This is a genomic window from Streptomyces sp. M92 (assembly GCF_028473745.1).
In the GTDB taxonomy this organism is placed as follows: Bacteria; Actinomycetota; Actinomycetes; order Streptomycetales; family Streptomycetaceae; genus Streptomyces.
Genome location: NZ_CP101137.1, coordinates 5,188,519 through 5,203,700, shown reverse-complemented (window position 1 = coordinate 5,203,700; position 15,182 = coordinate 5,188,519). Strand labels below are relative to the sequence as shown.

Annotated in this window: 15 protein-coding genes and 1 pseudogene; 6 read left to right on the top strand and 10 right to left on the bottom strand. The window is 73.6% G+C overall.

Annotated features, from left to right (window positions below; all coding sequences use genetic code 11):
* Positions 1–13: 13 nt before the first annotated feature.
* From M6G08_RS23475 to M6G08_RS23460, 4 genes are all read right to left on the bottom strand, one after another.
* Positions 14–1,174 carry an oxygenase MpaB family protein gene (locus M6G08_RS23475; RefSeq protein ID WP_272589137.1) on the bottom strand — a complete coding sequence of 387 codons (1,161 nt, stop codon included), beginning with the start codon at positions 1,172–1,174 and terminating at the stop codon, positions 14–16.
* A gap of 13 nt (positions 1,175–1,187) precedes the next feature.
* Positions 1,188–2,246 (bottom strand): polyprenyl synthetase family protein, encoded by a 1,059-nt coding sequence (locus M6G08_RS23470; RefSeq protein ID WP_272589136.1) that lies wholly within the window; start codon positions 2,244–2,246, stop codon positions 1,188–1,190.
* Positions 2,239–2,523 carry a polyprenyl synthetase gene (locus M6G08_RS23465; protein ID WP_272589135.1) on the bottom strand — a complete coding sequence of 95 codons (285 nt, stop codon included), beginning with the start codon at positions 2,521–2,523 and terminating at the stop codon, positions 2,239–2,241. Before M6G08_RS23465 ends, M6G08_RS23470 begins: the two co-directional genes overlap by 8 nt.
* A 140-nt stretch (positions 2,524–2,663) precedes the next feature.
* Positions 2,664–3,740 carry a polyprenyl synthetase family protein gene (locus M6G08_RS23460; RefSeq protein WP_272589134.1) on the bottom strand — a complete coding sequence of 359 codons (1,077 nt, stop codon included), beginning with the start codon at positions 3,738–3,740 and terminating at the stop codon, positions 2,664–2,666.
* A gap of 150 nt (positions 3,741–3,890) precedes the next feature.
* Between M6G08_RS23460 and M6G08_RS23455 the strand changes: the two genes are divergently transcribed.
* Positions 3,891–5,810 carry a TerD family protein gene (locus M6G08_RS23455; RefSeq protein ID WP_272589133.1) on the top strand — a complete coding sequence of 640 codons (1,920 nt, stop codon included), beginning with the start codon at positions 3,891–3,893 and terminating at the stop codon, positions 5,808–5,810.
* Positions 5,811–5,939: 129 nt separating this feature from the next.
* On the opposite strand, the pseudogene M6G08_RS23450 reads toward M6G08_RS23455, so the two are convergent.
* Positions 5,940–6,364: pseudogene (locus M6G08_RS23450) on the bottom strand (M20/M25/M40 family metallo-hydrolase); the annotation flags it as partial.
* A gap of 150 nt (positions 6,365–6,514) precedes the next feature.
* Between M6G08_RS23450 and M6G08_RS23445 the strand changes: the two are divergent.
* Positions 6,515–7,759, top strand: a complete 1,245-nt coding sequence (locus M6G08_RS23445; protein WP_272589132.1) for a cytochrome P450 — start codon at positions 6,515–6,517, stop codon at positions 7,757–7,759.
* Here the strand turns inward: M6G08_RS23445 and M6G08_RS23440 are convergent.
* The 5 genes from M6G08_RS23440 to M6G08_RS23420 all read right to left on the bottom strand — a co-directional run bounded on the left by M6G08_RS23440 (position 7,740) and on the right by M6G08_RS23420 (position 12,216).
* Complete coding sequence (locus M6G08_RS23440) at positions 7,740–9,002, bottom strand: cytochrome P450 (protein ID WP_272589131.1); 1,263 nt, start codon at positions 9,000–9,002, stop codon at positions 7,740–7,742. The two genes, M6G08_RS23445 and M6G08_RS23440, sit on opposite strands and share 20 nt — an antisense overlap.
* Positions 8,999–9,634: a GTP-binding protein gene (locus tag M6G08_RS23435; protein ID WP_272589130.1), complete on the bottom strand. Its 636-nt coding sequence runs from the start codon at positions 9,632–9,634 to the stop codon at positions 8,999–9,001. Before M6G08_RS23435 ends, M6G08_RS23440 begins: the two co-directional genes overlap by 4 nt.
* Complete coding sequence (locus tag M6G08_RS23430; protein ID WP_272589129.1) at positions 9,615–9,971, bottom strand: DUF742 domain-containing protein; 357 nt, start codon at positions 9,969–9,971, stop codon at positions 9,615–9,617. The genes M6G08_RS23435 and M6G08_RS23430 overlap by 20 nt, the downstream gene beginning before the upstream one ends.
* Positions 9,968–10,387 carry a roadblock/LC7 domain-containing protein gene (locus tag M6G08_RS23425; protein WP_217251431.1) on the bottom strand — a complete coding sequence of 140 codons (420 nt, stop codon included), beginning with the start codon at positions 10,385–10,387 and terminating at the stop codon, positions 9,968–9,970. The genes M6G08_RS23430 and M6G08_RS23425 overlap by 4 nt, the downstream gene beginning before the upstream one ends.
* Before the next feature lie 125 nt (positions 10,388–10,512).
* A complete protein-coding gene (locus M6G08_RS23420; protein WP_272589127.1) occupies positions 10,513–12,216 on the bottom strand; it encodes a sensor histidine kinase in 1,704 nt (567 codons plus the stop codon).
* 291 nt (positions 12,217–12,507) lie between these two features.
* On the opposite strand from M6G08_RS23420, the gene M6G08_RS23415 reads away from it, so the two are divergent.
* The 4 genes from M6G08_RS23415 to M6G08_RS23400 all read left to right on the top strand — a co-directional run bounded on the left by M6G08_RS23415 (position 12,508) and on the right by M6G08_RS23400 (position 15,162).
* On the top strand, positions 12,508–12,924 hold the full coding sequence (locus M6G08_RS23415) for a hypothetical protein (RefSeq protein ID WP_272589126.1): 417 nt from the start codon (positions 12,508–12,510) through the stop codon (positions 12,922–12,924).
* A 51-nt stretch (positions 12,925–12,975) separates the two neighbouring features.
* Positions 12,976–13,473, top strand: coding sequence for a hypothetical protein (locus M6G08_RS23410; RefSeq protein WP_272589125.1), 498 nt, complete (start codon positions 12,976–12,978; stop codon positions 13,471–13,473).
* Positions 13,474–13,535: 62 nt separating this feature from the next.
* Positions 13,536–14,321: a DsbA family protein gene (locus tag M6G08_RS23405; protein WP_272589124.1), complete on the top strand. Its 786-nt coding sequence runs from the start codon at positions 13,536–13,538 to the stop codon at positions 14,319–14,321.
* A complete protein-coding gene (locus M6G08_RS23400; RefSeq protein WP_272589123.1) occupies positions 14,314–15,162 on the top strand; it encodes a cytochrome c biogenesis CcdA family protein in 849 nt (282 codons plus the stop codon). Before M6G08_RS23405 ends, M6G08_RS23400 begins: the two co-directional genes overlap by 8 nt.
* The last annotated feature ends 20 nt before the right edge of the window (positions 15,163–15,182 follow it).

Below are 15,182 nucleotides of genomic sequence, written 5' to 3'. Positions count from 1 at the left end.
GCGCGCCCGGTGTTCAGGAGACGGTGGCGGGCGGCGGGGTCCAGCGGCGGGTGCGGGATGCCGCGCCCGTGACGCCGTACTCCTTCCTCAGTTGTTCCGGGATCGCGTAGTGCATGACGCGCCCGCGGGTGAGGGTGGACAGTTCCAGGACCGTGGTGAGGTGGCCGAGCCGGTCCAGCGCCCACGCCCCGAAGGGTGAGCGGTCCTCGATCGTCTCCAGCACGCCGAGGAGGTGCGGTGCGGCCTTCACGGCGGTGTCCCAGGCGGTGCGGGGGACCTCCAGCCAGTCGGCGCACGTGTCGCCGACGAGGTAGCGGATCAGTGCGGACACCACCGGGTCGAAGAGGCTGCCCGGGACGACCTCCTCGTACAGGTCGATCAGCTGTCGCGTGAGGTGGGCGCCCTCCTCGGAGGGGCCCATGTGGCGCAGCATGTACAGGTCGAGGAACTGCCGTCCCTCGTCGAGCGTCGTGGGTACGGCCGTCTGGTCGACGCCGAGGACGGCGCCGACCACGCGCCAGGCGTAGAAGTAGGCGTCCGCCCCTTCGGCGGACATGTGGATGCCGAGGCGGTGCAGGCTGTCCAGGACGAGCAGGGAGAAGAACATCTGCCCGCCGATCATGTCCTCCTGGCAGATGGGGGTGCCGAGGTTCTCGGTGTCCCAGCGGTCCTCCCGCTTCAGGTGGTGGCGGACGGCGGCGTGCAGCAGGCGTACCTTCTGGGCCGCCGGAATGAACCGGCCGCCGGCCTCGAAGGCGTCGGGCTGCATCAGGTGGACGGTGAACTGCCCGGTCTCCGCCATGCGTTTGGAGGGGTAGCTCAGTCCGTGGGTGGCCGACAGCAGCCTGGCCACGTGCGGGACGACGTAGCAGGCGGGCATGGACGCGAACGACAGTGCCGTGGAGATGTGCACGTTGTTGTCGATGAAGAAGAGGCGGGCCTTCTCCATCTCGGCCCAGTCCACCCAGTCCGGCGGGGTGCCGGTGGTGCGCAGGTACTCGCGGGCCACGCCGGGCAGGCCGTCGGGCAGTTCCTGGCCGGCGGTGGAGACGTAGCGCATCAGGGAGTTGAACTTGCCGATCTCGCCGCGCTCGAACAGAGTGGCGACGACGGCGTCGGCCAGTTCGTCGCCGCCGCGGCGCAGGGCGTCCATCGACGTCTCGGTGTAGGTCATCACGGTCTCCTCGTCAGTGGACGCGGTCGGTGGCCTGCCGGGCGAGGTCGCGCAGCGCCCGGCGGGCGTGCGGCGGTGCGCCGGCGGTGTCCAGGGCGCGGGTGGCCTGCTCCACGCGGGTGTGGATCATCTGCTCGACCCGCTGCGGCGCCCCCAGTTCCCGCATCAGGTCGCGTACGTCGTCGAAGTGCGTGTCGTCGAGGTCGCGGCGGCCCAGCACGCCGCGCAGCCGCTCGCGCTGCCGGGCGTCGGCCGCCCGCCAGGTCTCGGCGAGCAGCGCGGTGGGGCGGTGGGCGCGGACGTCGTCCAGTTCCTCCTTGCCGGTGTGCCGCGGGTCGCCGAAGAGGCCGAGCAGGTCGTCGCGCAGCTGGAACGCCTCCCCGAGGGGCACGCCGTAGGCGGAGTAGGCGTCCCGCAGCGCGGGGCCCGCGCCGGCGAGCAGGCCGCCGATGAGCAGGGGGTGCTCGACGGTGTACTTGGCGGTCTTGTACCGGACCACCTTCAGTGAGGTGCCGGTGTCCGGTGGTCCGCCGGTGTGCAATATCTCCAGGCATTCCCCGGCGACGAGTTCACGGGCGAGCGCGGCCCACAGGGGGCGGGCCCTGGCGAGGTAGGCGGCGGGCAGGCCGCTGGTGGCGAACAGCTCCCCCGCCAGGGCCATCAGGTGATCGCCCACCAGCATGGCCAGGGACCGGGCGGCCGGGCGGACCCGTGGGCGGCCCGACCGGGACAGTGCGGTCTCCAGGGCGACGTGGGCGGTGGGCAGGCCGTGGCGCAGGGCGCTGTCGTCGATGAGGTCGTCGTGGACGACCGCCGCGGCGTGCACCAGTTCCATCGAGGCCGCCGCCCGCAGCAGGGCGTCGCTGTCGGGCTGTCCGGCCGCCCGCCAGCCCCAGTAGCAGAAGGCCGCGCGCAGCCGCTTGCCGTGCCCCGCCGCGTTCCGGAGCTGCCCGGCCACGGGTGCGAGGGTGTCGTCGATGGCCAGGAGGTGGCGGGACTCCTCGTCCAGGAAGCCGTGCAGCACGCCGTCGACGCGCGCCTTGAAGGCGTCCCGGTCCCAGCGGTCAGTCATCGCCGGCGTCGGCCGCCCGGCGCGCCCGCACGTGCCGTGCGAGCACCTCCAGGTGGGCGGGCGGAACGTGCGCGTACCGGTCCAGGGCCAGCCTGCCCCGGGACCGGATGTCGTGCTCCGCTTCCCGGACCAGGTCGGCGGTGTCCGAGCGGCGCAGGAGTCCGCGCACCGCGCCGACCGCCGAGCCGAGTGTGCTCACCGCCAGGTCGGCGAGTCCGGCCGCCAGCAGCACGGCCCGGTCGTCCCCTCCCGCGCCCCGTCGCGCCGAGTGCGTCATGTTCTCCCCCAGGGATCACGTCGTGGCCGATGCGCCTGGTCAGCGGCGCATCCGGTCAGAGCATGACCCGGCGGTCCGGGCGGAAGATCCGGTTTTCCCCTTTGAGCGACATGGGGAACAGGCGTCGGAGGGGGTGCGAGTCATGCGTCGCGGTCGACGCTCCACCGGGGCAGCAGCTCGAAAAAGGCGACCGCGTCCTCGCGCCACCGCGGGCGCCAGCCGGCCGCCACCTGCGCGGCCTGCTCGGCGTGGCGCCGCATGTCGGCCCGCAGGCGGGCGGCCACGCCGTGGCGCTCGCCGATCTCACGGATCGTGGCGACGGTCTCCTCGGCGCAGTCCCGGTCGCCGAGGGCCCGCTCCACGAGCGCCCGTTCCGAGCCGCCCACGGTGGCGAGCAGGCGGGCGACCGTGTAGCTGCGCCTTCCCTCGCGGATGTCGCCGCCCGTCGGTTTGCCCATCGCGGCGGCGTCGCCGAACAGGTCGAGGTAGTCGTCGCGCATCTGGCCGCAGATGCCGACCAGCCGTGCGTAGCGGCGCAGTTCCGTCTCGTGGGGGCCCGGTTGCTCACCGGCGGCGAGGAGCCCCAGGCGCAGTGGCGCGAGGACCGAGTAGCGGGCCGACTTGTGGTCGGCGACGTCGTGGAGGACCTCGTCGTCGGGTGTGCCGGGGGTGAAGTCCCGTTCCAGGTCGGTGATCTGGCCGACGAAGGTGTCGGTCGCGGCCCGGACCTGGACCTCGGTCATCGCCTGCCGCAGCTCGGCCGGGAGCCCGGCGTCCAGCAGCACCCGCAGGGAGAGGGCGAGCGCCAGGTCGCCGGCGAGGACGGTCAGTCCGAGTGCGGCCCGCGGGTCGCCGGGGAACCTGTCGAGGTAGGCGTGGTAGGTGGTGGGCCCGCCCCTGCGGGTGGCGCTGTCGTCGATGAGGTCGTCGTGCACGAGGCCGTGGGTCTGCAGCAGCTCGATGCTCAGCGCGGCGGCGTCCAGTGCCTCGGACGGTGCGTCCTCACGCACCAGTCGTGCGGCCTCGTGCAGCAGGGCGACCCGCATCCGCTTGCCTCCCCGCAGGGACAGGTCACGCAGCAGCGCGAGGCAGTCCGGGGTGAAGCGGCTGAACGCCGGGGCGTCCAGCGTCGTGCCGAGAGTGTCGAAGTACTCCGCGAAGACCCGCTCGAAACGGCGCCCGTACCGGGCGACCCGGTCGCGCGGTTGCTCGGTCATGGCGAAGTCCTCCTGAACGCCTGGCGAATGACACCCCGACAGTCTCCCAAAAGGAGTCGCCGGCGGCCGACGCCCGCCGAGAACAGGGCGAAACCGGATCAAGCGGCGTTCGAGTTGAAGGAACCGTGGACGGAGCTCCATCCTTTCTCCATGTCTGTCACGTCAGCCGCTCCCGGCTCCTCCGCCGTGCTCGACCATCGCCACGAGTGGGCCCTGGTCGACGTCGAGACCTCCGGTCTGGTCCCCCGTCGTGACCGGGTGCTGTCCCTGGCCGTCGTGACGCTCGGCCCGGACGGCGAGCAGACCGGTGAGTACTCGACCCTGCTCGACCCCGGCTGCGACCCGGGACCGGCGCACGTGCACGGACTGACCGCACGGCGGCTGCGCGGGGCACCGGTCTTCGAGCAGGTGGCCGAGCGGATCGCCGCGCTGCTGGAGGGCCGGGTCCTGGTCGCCCACAACGCCCAGTTCGACTACGACTTCCTCGCCCACGAGTTCGCACGGGCGGGACTGCGGCTGCCCGTCGCCCGGCGACTGTGCACCCTGGCCCTGAACCGCCGCGTGGACCCGCCGACCGACGACCTGACGCTCGGCACGCTCGCGGCCCACTACGGCGTCGTGCAGACGCGGGCGCACGACGCACTCGACGACACGCGGGTGCTGGCGGGCGTGCTGCGGGCCTCCCTGCGTGAGGCGGCACGTCTGGACCTGCCGCTGCCCCTGGTGGCCTGCCCGCCCCGGCAGGACCCCCGGTTCGCGCCGAAGCCGCCGAAGACGCCGTGCGCGTTCCGCAATCCGGGACGGCTCGCCGAGGGCGGGCCGCTGGTGCAGGGCATGAAGATCGCCGTGACCGGGGAGACCGGGACCTCGCGGGCGGACCTGCTGCTGCGGGGCGCGGCGGCGGGGCTGAACATGATGACCTCGGTCAGCCGGCACACCAGCGCCCTGGTCGCCAACGACTCCGCGACCGGCTCCGCCAAGGCCCGGCGCGCACTCGCCGAGGGCGTACCGCTCATCGACGAGGAGACCTTCCTGCGGCTGCTCGCCGACGTCCGGGCCGGCGTCCCGCACGAGGAAGGGGAGCCCCGGGCCGACGCCGCCTCCCCGGCGCTGCCCGCCGTCCCGGCCCCGCGCCCGCCGGAGACACCCGACACCGACGCCGTGGAGCCCTCCGCGCCGGAAACCGGGACCACCGCCCCCGCCGCGCGGACACAGCCGGCCTCGTCGGCCGAGGCCCCGAAACCCGCTCGGCGCGCCCGCCCGCGCGGCCCGCTGACCGGCCGGCGCGTCCTGGTGCTCGGCGGCACCCACCCCGAGGCGGTGGCCGCCCGTACCCGTGTCGTCGAGTTGGGCGGTGCCGCGGCCGTCAACCTGTCCGCCGGCGTCACCGACGTGGTGATCCTCGACGGCGGAGAGGCCGACCGGCGGCTGCCCCGGATCAGGGCGCTGCTCCTGCCCACCCACGACGCCGCGTGGCTGGTCGCGCCGGTCGTCACGGACGCGCCAGGGGCCGGCGACCGGCGCGCGGCGGCGCACGTGCTGCCGCGCGGCGGTGTCGTCGACCTGCCCCTGCAGGGCGGGCGGGGGCCCGCCCACCGCTGGACGGTCACCGCGTCCTGGGCGCAGCAGACCGCCTGCGACATCGACGTGGTCGCGTTCGTGCTGGACGAGGACGAGCAGGTCTCGTTCGACGAGGACTTCGTCTTCTACGGCGCCCCGGAGAACCCGGGCGGGACGGTGCGGCTGCTGAGCGACGGCCCCACCGAGCAGACGATCAGCGTGGACCTCGCGACGCTGCCGCCGTCGGCCCGCAAGGTGGTCGTGGCCGCCGCCGTCGACGGTTCCCCGGTCTTCGGCGACGTCGGCGCCCTGCACATCGTCTCCGGGCCGGGCACCGGAGCGGCGGCCCTGGTGCAGGCGACGCTGGACGCCGCGACCACGGAACGCACCATGCTGCTCGCCGAGATCTACCGGCGCGGGCAGAGCTGGCGGCTGCGGGCGGTCGGCCAGGGCTACGACCACGACCTGAAGGCCCTGGCGCGGGGCTACGGCGTCGACGTGGCCGACTGACCGCACCCCGCGACGCGGCACACCACGGCCCGGCCCCCGGTACACGCCGGGCCGTGGTGTGCGGGTCCGGGGCTCGGAGCCGGGTCGGCGTTCCTCGCGGAACGGAACGTGCACCCCGGGCCGTCCCGGTCAGCAGCTGTGCCGCAGCCGGGTCAGCACCCGCACGCCGAAGCGCAGTCCTTCCAGCGGCACCCGTTCGTCGACGCCGTGGAAGAGGCGGCCGTAGCCGAGGTCGTGCGGCAGCTTGAGGCCCTTGGAGCCGAAGCAGCGGATGTCCAGCTTGGTGAATGCCTTCGCATCGGTGCCGCCCGGGTTGCAGTACGGCACGGGATGGACGTCGGGGTCCTCGGCGCACACCGCCGCGCACAGGGCGTCGACGAGCGGACCGTCGAAGGTGGTCTCCAGATGTCGTGGTTGACCCACTCCCGGGAGACCGAGGGCAGGAGCAGGGCGTCGATGGTGTCGACCAGCTCCTGCTCGTGGCCGGGCGGGAAACGGCCGTCGACGCGGGCGGAGGCCCGGCCCGGGAAGACGTTGGTCTGGTAGCCGGCCACGCGCTCGGACGTGTCCGGCCTGCTGCGGGTGACGGCCCGCGTTCGACGCGCGGGCGTAGGCACGGGAACGCGGGCGCCCGCGCGGTCTGTCGGGCCCGCCCGGTCGTCAATAGCCTGGTGCGGTACGGCCGTTGTCGACCGAGGAGCCCCATGTCCACCGCGCAGCAGGTCCCCGACATCCTCTCCCCCGAGTTCGCGGCGAACCCCTACCCGGCCTACCGGGTGATGCGCGAGAGCGCGCCGCTCATCCGGCACGAGGCCACCCAGAGCTGGATCGTGTCGCGCTACGAGGACGTGGAACGCGTCTTCAAGGACCGCGCCGGGCAGTTCACCACGGAGAACTACGACTGGCAGATCGAGCCCGTGCACGGCAGGACGATCCTCCAGCTGAGCGGCCGCGAGCACGCGGTGCGGCGCGCGCTGGTCGCCCCGGCCTTCCGCGGGGCCGAGCTGCGGGAGAAGTTCCTGCCGGTCATCGAGCGCAACAGCCGCGAACTCATCGACGCCTTCCGGCACACCGGGCGGGCCGATCTGGTCGCCGACTACGCGACCCGGTTCCCCGTCAACGTCATCGCGGACATGCTGGGCCTGGACAAGGCCGACCACGACCGCTTCCACGGCTGGTACACGTCCGTCATCGCCTTCCTCGGCAACCTCTCCGGCGACCCCGAGGTGACGGCGGCGGGCGCCCGCACCCGGGTGGAGTTCGCCGAGTACATGTTCCCGGTCATCCGGGAGCGCCGCGAGAACCCGGGCGACGACCTGCTGTCCGCCCTGTGCGCCGCGGAGGTGGACGGGGTACGGATGAGCGACGAGGACATCAAGGCGTTCTGCAGTCTGCTGCTCGCAGCGGGCGGCGAGACCACCGACAAGGCCATCGCGAGCATCTTCGCCAACCTGCTGGCGCACCCGGAGCAGTTGGCGGCCGTGCGCGAGGACCGGAGCCTGATACCCCGCGCCTTCGCCGAGACACTGCGCTACACACCGCCCGTCCACATGATCATGCGGCAGACCGCGACCGAGGTGGAGCTGAGCGGCGGCATCATACCGGCGGGCGCCACCGTCACCTGTCTGATCGGCGCGGCCAACCGGGACGGGGACCGCTACCGCGACCCGGACCGTTTCGACATCCTCCGCGACGACCTCACCACGACGACCGCGTTCTCGGCCGCCGCCGACCATCTCGCCTTCGCGCTCGGACGGCACTTCTGCGTCGGCGCGCTGCTGGCGAAGGCCGAGGTCGAGACCGGCGTGGACCAGTTGCTGGACGCCATGCCCGGCCTGCGGCCGGCCGACGGCTTCGACGTGGTGGAACAGGGGGTCTTCACCCGGGGCCCGCAGTCGCTGCCGGTGCGGTTCACTCCGCCCTCGCCCGTCACGGCACCACGGGCGTGAAGAGGGCCGGCAGGGCCGTCAGTCCGCGCATCCAGACGGAGGGCCGCCAGGTCAGCTCGTCGGGGTCCACCGCGAGCACCAGGTCGGGGAGGCGTTCCAGCAGCGTCTCGACCGCCGTGCGGGCCATGACGTCGGCGAGCAGTGGTGCCGGGTACGGGCACCGGTGCTCGCCGTTGCTGAAGGACAGGTGCGCGGAGTTCTCGGCTCCCACGTGCGCCTCGGGCCACAGCTGCGGGTCGGTGTTGGCCGCGGCCAGGCCCAGTACCAGGCAGTCGCCGGCCCGGATCTGGCGGCCGCCGAGCTGGGTGTCGTTCACGGCCCAGCGGCCGATGAAGTTCTGGGTCGGCGTGTCCAGCCACAGCACCTCGTTCAGCGCCTCGCCGACGCTGAGCCGGCCGCCCGAGACGTTCAGGGCGAAGCGTTCGTCGGTGAGCAGCAGCCGGAGGGTGTTGCCGATCCAGTTGGCGGTGGGCTGCTGGGCGGCGGCGATGACGGAGATCAGATCCTGGACGGTCTCCTCGTCGGTCAGCCCCGCCGGGTGCGTCAGCATCCGGGAGGTGACGTCGGGGCCGGGCCGCTCCCGCTTCCGGCGTACCAGCCCGTGGATGCGCTCGCCCACCCGCGCGTACGCCGCGACCGGGTCGTCGCCCTCCGCCGCGTCCAGGGAGACGCGCAGGTCTTCGACGAGCTGCCGGGTCTCGTCGCCGCTGTGCGGCATCCCGCACATGCGCACGGCGGCGCGCATCGGCAGGGCGTGGGCGTAGTCCCGCATCAGCTCGGCCCGGCCGCTGCCCGCGAAGGACGCGATGAGTCCGTCGGCGAGCTGGCGGCAGTCGCGGGCCAGTTCGAACTGGTCGACGCCCGCGAGGGCCTGCGAGATCACACCCGCCCGCCGCCGGTGTTCCTCACCCTCGGTGAACAGGACGGACGGCTGGTGGCCGACGTAGGGCAGCAGCGGCCAGTCGGGCGGGATGGCGTCCCACTGGTTCCAGCGGCGCGAGTCCCGGGCGAACAGCTCGTCGTGGCTGGTGACATAGCTGACCTCGGTGTAGCCGAGGACCAGCCAGGCGGGGACGCCACCGTCCAGGAGCACCGGGGCGACGGCGCCGTGCTCGGCGCGCAGGCCTCGGTAGAGCTCCGACGGTGTCTGCTGGTACTCCAGTCCGGCGAGCGCCACGGCCTTGTCGTGCGCGGGGCACGCGGGCGGTGCGGTGCGGTCGGGAGCGGGGTCGATGTCGGTCACGGTGCGCTCTCCTGGGCCAGTGCCAGTCGGTAGAGGTGGTCCACGAGGGTGACCAGTACGTGCTTGCCCGAGGTCCGCACCCGTGCGTCGCAGTCGATCAGCGGTACGTCCTCGGACAGGGCGAGTGCCTGCCGGATCTCGTCGAGGGAGTGGCGGGCACGGTCGTCGTCGAAGCGGTTGACGGCCACCACGAACGGGGTGCGGTGGTGTTCCAGCCGGTCTATCGCGTACCAGGAGTCGTCCATCCGCCGGGTGTCGACGAGGACGACCGCGCCGAGGGTGCCGGAGAACAGCCGGTCCCAGAGGAACCAGAAGCGTTCCTGGCCGGGGGCCCCGAACAGGTACAGCACCATGCGGTCGTTGAGGCTGATCCGGCCGAAGTCGAAGGCCACGGTCGTGGTGGTCTTGCCGGTGACCTCGCCGGTCTCGTCGACGCCGACGCCGGCCTGGGTCATCACCTCCTCGGTGTTGAGGGGGCGGATCTCGCTGACGGAGCGGACGAGGGTGGTCTTGCCGACGCCGAAGCCGCCCACGACGACGATCTTCAGGCCGGTCTCCGCGGCGTGGGTCAGGGGCGTGCGACCCAAGGCCGTGACGGCCGGTGAGGGTGGGTCAGAGGTTGCGGAGCCCATGGAGCACCTCCTGGAGAAGGGCGGTATCGGGGTGCGACGCGGCGGACTGCCCCAGGCGGGGATGGCGGGCGGTGATCCGGCCGGTGGCGAGCAGGTCGCCGAGCAGGATGCGGACCACCGTGATCGGCAGGCTCAGCTCGGCGGCCAGTTCGACCACGGCCGTCGGGTGCCGGCACAGGTCGAGGATGCGGACGTGTTCCGATTGCATGCCGGCCGCCGGCTCGCATTCGCTGACCACCAGCGTGACCAGGTCGAACGAGTCGTCGGCGCGGCTGCGTCCGCCGGTGACCGTGTAGAGCCGGTCGGGTTCGCCGGTGTCCACGGGCCTGCGCGTCACGGCGTACTGCTCCCGGGGACGGCGTGGCGCGGCTCGGCACGCAGGTGCTCACCGATCTGCTCGACCATCTCGGTCATCTGGTGGCCGACCACGCCAGGGTCGGCGTCCTCCACCGCGACGACGGCCAGGTGCGCGCCCTCGCCGGCCTCCACGATGAACAGCAGTCCCCCGTGGAACTCGGTCATGGAGTGCCGCACGCCGCCGGTTCCGTCGCCGAACTCGACGGAAGCGCCCTGGGCGAGGGCCTGGATGCCGGAGCAGATCGCGGCGAGCTGGTCGGCCCGGTCGAGGGTGAGGTGTTCGGTCCAGCACAGCTTGAGGCCGTCGCGGGAGAGGACGAGAGCGTGCCGGGTGCCGGGGGTGCGGTCGAGGAGGTTCTGCAGGAGCCAGGTGAGGCTGTTGTCGGTGGTCTGCATGGTGGGTGGGGGGACGGTGGTTCCTGGTTCTGCGGTCACCGGCCCGTTCCTCCAATCTCACGAGCTCGAAGGGCGAGGGGCGCCGATGCGCGCCGTGGGGTGCGGCGGGGGCGAGTGCGGCGTGGCTACCCGTGGGCGGGCGGTTCGGTCCCGGGTGCCCCGCCGGCCGCCCCGCTGCGGCGGCCGCGGTGGAAGGCGCCGAAACTGGAGCCGGCGTCCCGGGGCGCCGTCGCCGCCCGGTCCGGGGCCCGGCGGTGCTGCTCCCGGCGTTCGCGTTCGGCCGCGGCCATCGTGCGGCCCGGGGAACGCACCGGCAGCCCTCCCTCGGTGGCGGGTGCGGGGCGGGGTGGCGTCGGCGGCTGTTCGGGGAGGTCGGGGCGGACGTCCGGGACGCGCCGCCGGTCCGCGGGGGCCGGCGCGGGGCCGGGGACGGTGAGGGCACCGGTGGCCGTACGGCCGAGGGTCGCGTACGGGCCGGGGTCCCGCTGCTGGGCGAGCAGTTGCGGCGGGACCAGGACGACGACGCCCGTGCCGCCGCGCGAGGAGGGCCGGTAGCTGACGCCGATCCGGTACTTGGCGGCCAGCCGTCCGACCACGGCGAGGCCGAGCCGCGTGCCCTGGAGCTGGGCCAGGTCGTTCATGCGTCCCGACACCGCCTGTTCGGCGTGGCGCATGGCCGCGTCGGCCATCTTCAGTCCGCTGTCCTCGATGGTGATGACGATTCCGGCGGTACGTTCCTCCACGTAGACGTGGACCTCGTCGATGGGCGGCGAGAAGTTGGCGGCGTTGTCCATCAGTTCGGCGAGGAGGTGCATCACGCCCTCGGCCGCGTACCCGGAGATCGCGGCACTGGTGGAGCAGTGCATGCGGACCCGGCGGTAGGCGGCGATCCGGCCGACGGCGCCGCGCAGGATGCTCTCCATCACGATGGGCTTGTTCCAGGCCCGGCTGGAGCGTCCGCCCATCAGGAGGGCCAGGCGGTCGGTGACGAGGCCGAGCTGCGAGGTGCTGTGGTCCAGGCGGAGCAGGTCGCCGAGGACTTCCTCGCCGTGGCGGTCCTGCATCTCGCGCAGGTCGGCGAGCATGCCGACGGCCTTGGCCTGGACGCGGCTGAGGGACTTGGCGGCGGCCGCCTGCGCCGCGGCGGTACGCCGTTCGCTGTGGGCCAGTTCCCGGACGAAGAGCTCGGCGCAGGCGCGTGCCTGCGGGCCGCGCGGCCACTGAAGTTCGGCGAGGACGACCTCCGCCGAGGTGCCGTCGCGCAGTTTCTCCACCGCGGCGGGCAGGGTGCTGCTCGTGAGGTGTTCCAGTTCCCCGGTGAGCCGGCGCGTCTCCTGAACCGCCCGACGGTGGCGGGAGTCGGCGTCGGCGGACTGCCGGGCCGCGTCCTCGGTCAGCGCGGCGAAACTCTGCACTACCTGGCGCAGGTGGGCGCCGGAGACGGGCGCGGTGTTCGCCACGGCCTCCTCGGCGCTCACGCCGTCGCGGACCTGCTGGGCGATGCCCGGCAGGGCCACGTTGACGAGGTGTGCGAAACCCGCGCTCTCGTGGGCGATGCGGGCCTTGAGGGCGCTGATCTCCGCCCTCCGGTCGGACGCGGTCCGGCGCGCCCGACCGACCAGGTGGGAGCCGAGTACGACGGCCACGGCGACGCACAGCCAGGACGACACGGCGAGGGTCGCGGTCCAGCTCCGGGCGGTCTCGGGGGCCGCCGCCCAGGCGGCGCCGGCGGCCGCGGCGGCCGCCGGCAGCACCAGCAGGGGCACGGCGGGGGTGGTGCGGCGGGCTTTCTGCGTCCGGGGCGGGGTGGGGGGTGCAGACACTGACATTCCGCGGTCCCTCTGGTCCTTGAGAGCGGGGAAAAGGGGCGGGCCGACAGGTGTCGGCGGGCCTGCGGCTCATGCTAGTCAGCGCCCGGTGCGCGTAAGCCGGACCGACCGCGGACCCCACCGAGGAGCGAACTTCCCCGGCATCTCGCCGATCGAACCCGGCGATGTGATACAGGCGTTCCGGGCGGTTGCTCTCCACCCGGCGGGGGGTATGTAGGGTGGCTTCCGCACACGTCCCCGGGTCGTCCCCGAGTCAGCCCCCGATCAGTCCCTGCGGTAGGAGCCGTCCCCATGTCCCAGCGCGGCAGGCACACCCGAGCGGTGACGCTGCTTCGCTGTGCGCTGGCGATGGTCACCGTGGTCGTCGCCGTGCTGTGCGTGGCGGGGGCGGGCCGTTCACCGGCCTCGGGCGCCGCTGAGGAGAGCGCGGTGGCCGGTTCCCCGTCCGCGGTCGCCGTACTCGCCGTCGGTCATGCCCCGGGGGACGAGGCGTCGCCCGCGGCGCCGCGTCCGTGCGAGAAGAAGGGCCTGGCCGAGCAGTCGTCGACGCGCGGGGACCTCCGCGTTCCGGAGGCGCCGACCGCCGGCACCGCGGACTCGGCCGCCCAGCGCGGTACGGCCCCGTCGCCGCCCGTCCGTGTGACCGCCGGGCCCGCGCCGCCCGCGAGTTGTGCCATGGGTACCTCGACCACCGTTCTGAGGATCTAGACCGGCCCGTTCGTGCCGCGTCCGCCGCATCCTCTCGAACGGAGCACTCCCATGCCCTCCTCCTCCCGGTCACTGCGCCGGGCGGGAGCGGCCCTCGTGTCCTGGCGGCCCGCCCAGTGGGCCGCCGCCGGGGCCGGTGCCGTCCTGACCGCCGTCGTCGTGGGTGTCCCCACCGCGGTCGTGCCCTCGCCCTTCTTCTCCCGCTCGGTCCCCGTCCAGTGGTGGAACCATCCGGTGCTCGCGGCCACCGCCGTGCTCGCCGGCCTGGTGCTGGCCACCTTCGTGCGCCCGCCCGGCGCTTCCGGCACGCCGCGGACCGACGGTCCCGGCAGCAGGCTGGGCCCCCTCGGCGGGGTGCTCTCCTTCCTCGCCGTGGGCTGTCCCGTCTGCAACAAGGTGGTCCTGCTGCTCCTCGGCAGCTCCGGCGCGCTGACCTACTGGGCCCCGCTCCAGCCGGTCGTCGCCGTCGCCTCCCTGGCGCTGCTCGCCGAGGCGGCGCTGCGCAGGCTGTCGACGGCCGAGGCCTGCCCGGTGCCGGCCCGCGTCTGAGCGCCGGCCGCGGCCCTTCCCCCCTTCGTCCTCCCTCTTTCCTCCTTCCGTGGAGTCGACCCATGAACGCTGCATCACGCCTGCCCGGCAAGTCCCGTCCGACGCCGCGCCGCCGGCTGCGGGTGGTCCTGGCCGCCCTGGTCCTCGTGGCCGCCGTCACCGTCGCCGCCGTCTCTCTGGGCGGTGGCGGCGAGTCGGCCGACCGTCCGGCCACCGCCTCGTCCTCCGGCCCCGCCTCAGCCGCCCCGCCCGCCGATCCCGCGCTGCTCGCGCTGGCCCGCCGGGACGCCGACGACCCGTACGCCCTGGGCGAGCCGGACGCACCCGTCGTACTGATCGAGTACTCGGACTTCCAGTGCCCCTACTGCGGCCGGTTCGCCCGCGAGACCAAGCCCGAACTGCTGCGCGACTACGTCGACAAGGGCGTCCTGCGGATCGAGTGGCGCCACTTCCCGATCTTCGGCGAGGAGTCCGAGCAGGCGGCCCGGGCCTCGTGGGCGGCGGGACGGCAGGGCCGGTTCTGGGATTTCCACGACACCGCCTACGGCGAGCCGCGCGAGCGCAACAAGGGCGACTTCGCGGAGAAGGAACTGGTCGCCATGGCCGAGGAGGCGGGCGTCGGGGACCTCGACCGCTTCCGCGCGGACATGGCCTCCGCCGCGGCGGACGAGGCCGTGAACCGGGACGTCGAGGAGGGGTACGCGCTCGGCGTCAGCAGCACCCCCGCCTTCCTCGTGAACGGACGGCCGATCCTGGGCGCCCAGCCCACGGACGTGTTCGCGGAGGCGGTCGAGGCGGCCGAGGCCGCCGCCGGGGAAGCACGCGCACAGGGCGGGACCGATGAGTGACCCGGGGTTCGCGGTGGCCTTCCTCGGCGGGCTGCTGGCGCTGCTCAGCCCCTGCTCGGCCCTGCTGCTGCCGGCGTTCTTCGCCTACTCGTTCACCAGCCGCACCCGACTGCTGGGGCGGACCGCGCTGTTCTACGCGGGACTGTGTCTGACCATGGTGCCCCTCGGCGTGGCGGGGTCGCTGGCCGGGCGCCTCTTCTACGGGCACCGGGACCTGCTGGTCACGGTGGGCGGCTGGCTGGTCGTCGCCCTCGGAGTGGCACAGGTGCTGGGCCTGGGGTTCGGTTCGCGCCGGATGCAGCAGGCGGCCGGGGCCCGCCGGTCGGGTTCGGCACTGTCCGTGACGGCGCTCGGCGCGGTGTACGGGCTGGCCGGCTTCTGCGCCGGGCCCATCCTCGGCAGCGTCCTGACGGTGGCCGCGATGGGTGGCGACCCGTGGCGTGGTGGGGCGCTTCTCGCGGTGTACGCCCTGGGGATGGCCGTGCCGATGTTCGTGCTGGCCGGCCTGTGGGACCGGTTCGACCTGGGCCGGCGGAACTGGCTGCGTGGCCGGCCGGTACGGCTGGGCCCGCTGCGGACGCACTCCACGTCGCTGGCGGGCGGGGTGATGTTCATCGTCCTGGGCGCGGTCTTCCTGCTGTTCGACGGTACTTCGGCGCTGCCCTCGCTGCTGGGTGTGGACACCGAGTTCGCCTGGGAGCAGCGGATGAGCGGCATCGGGGAGGCCGTCTCCGACCGTGCGCTGCTGGGTGTGCTCGCCCTGGCCGTGGCGGTGGGGGCGCTGGTCGTCCTGGTACGCGGGGTGCGGGGGCCGCGGCACGGCGGTCCGGAGGAGCGTTAGGGGCTTTGCCAACACCGTCT

Bases quoted from the DNA above. Each gene is read 5' to 3' on its own strand.
- M6G08_RS23410 (WP_272589125.1), top strand. From the start codon at position 12,976: ATGCCCTCCTCCTCCCGGTCACTGCGCCGGGCGGGAGCGGCCCTCGTG.
- M6G08_RS23425 (WP_217251431.1), bottom strand. From the start codon at position 10,387: ATGCAGACCACCGACAACAGCCTCACCTGGCTCCTGCAGAACCTCCTC.
- M6G08_RS23435 (WP_272589130.1), bottom strand. From the start codon at position 9,634: ATGGGCTCCGCAACCTCTGACCCACCCTCACCGGCCGTCACGGCCTTG.
- M6G08_RS23470 (WP_272589136.1), bottom strand. From the start codon at position 2,246: ATGACTGACCGCTGGGACCGGGACGCCTTCAAGGCGCGCGTCGACGGC.
- M6G08_RS23445 (WP_272589132.1), top strand. From the start codon at position 6,515: ATGTCCACCGCGCAGCAGGTCCCCGACATCCTCTCCCCCGAGTTCGCG.
- M6G08_RS23400 (WP_272589123.1), top strand. From the start codon at position 14,314: ATGAGTGACCCGGGGTTCGCGGTGGCCTTCCTCGGCGGGCTGCTGGCG.
- M6G08_RS23465 (WP_272589135.1), bottom strand. From the start codon at position 2,523: ATGACGCACTCGGCGCGACGGGGCGCGGGAGGGGACGACCGGGCCGTG.
- M6G08_RS23415 (WP_272589126.1), top strand. From the start codon at position 12,508: ATGTCCCAGCGCGGCAGGCACACCCGAGCGGTGACGCTGCTTCGCTGT.
- M6G08_RS23405 (WP_272589124.1), top strand. From the start codon at position 13,536: ATGAACGCTGCATCACGCCTGCCCGGCAAGTCCCGTCCGACGCCGCGC.
- M6G08_RS23455 (WP_272589133.1), top strand. From the start codon at position 3,891: ATGTCTGTCACGTCAGCCGCTCCCGGCTCCTCCGCCGTGCTCGACCAT.
- M6G08_RS23460 (WP_272589134.1), bottom strand. From the start codon at position 3,740: ATGACCGAGCAACCGCGCGACCGGGTCGCCCGGTACGGGCGCCGTTTC.
- M6G08_RS23420 (WP_272589127.1), bottom strand. From the start codon at position 12,216: ATGTCAGTGTCTGCACCCCCCACCCCGCCCCGGACGCAGAAAGCCCGC.
- M6G08_RS23475 (WP_272589137.1), bottom strand. From the start codon at position 1,174: ATGACCTACACCGAGACGTCGATGGACGCCCTGCGCCGCGGCGGCGAC.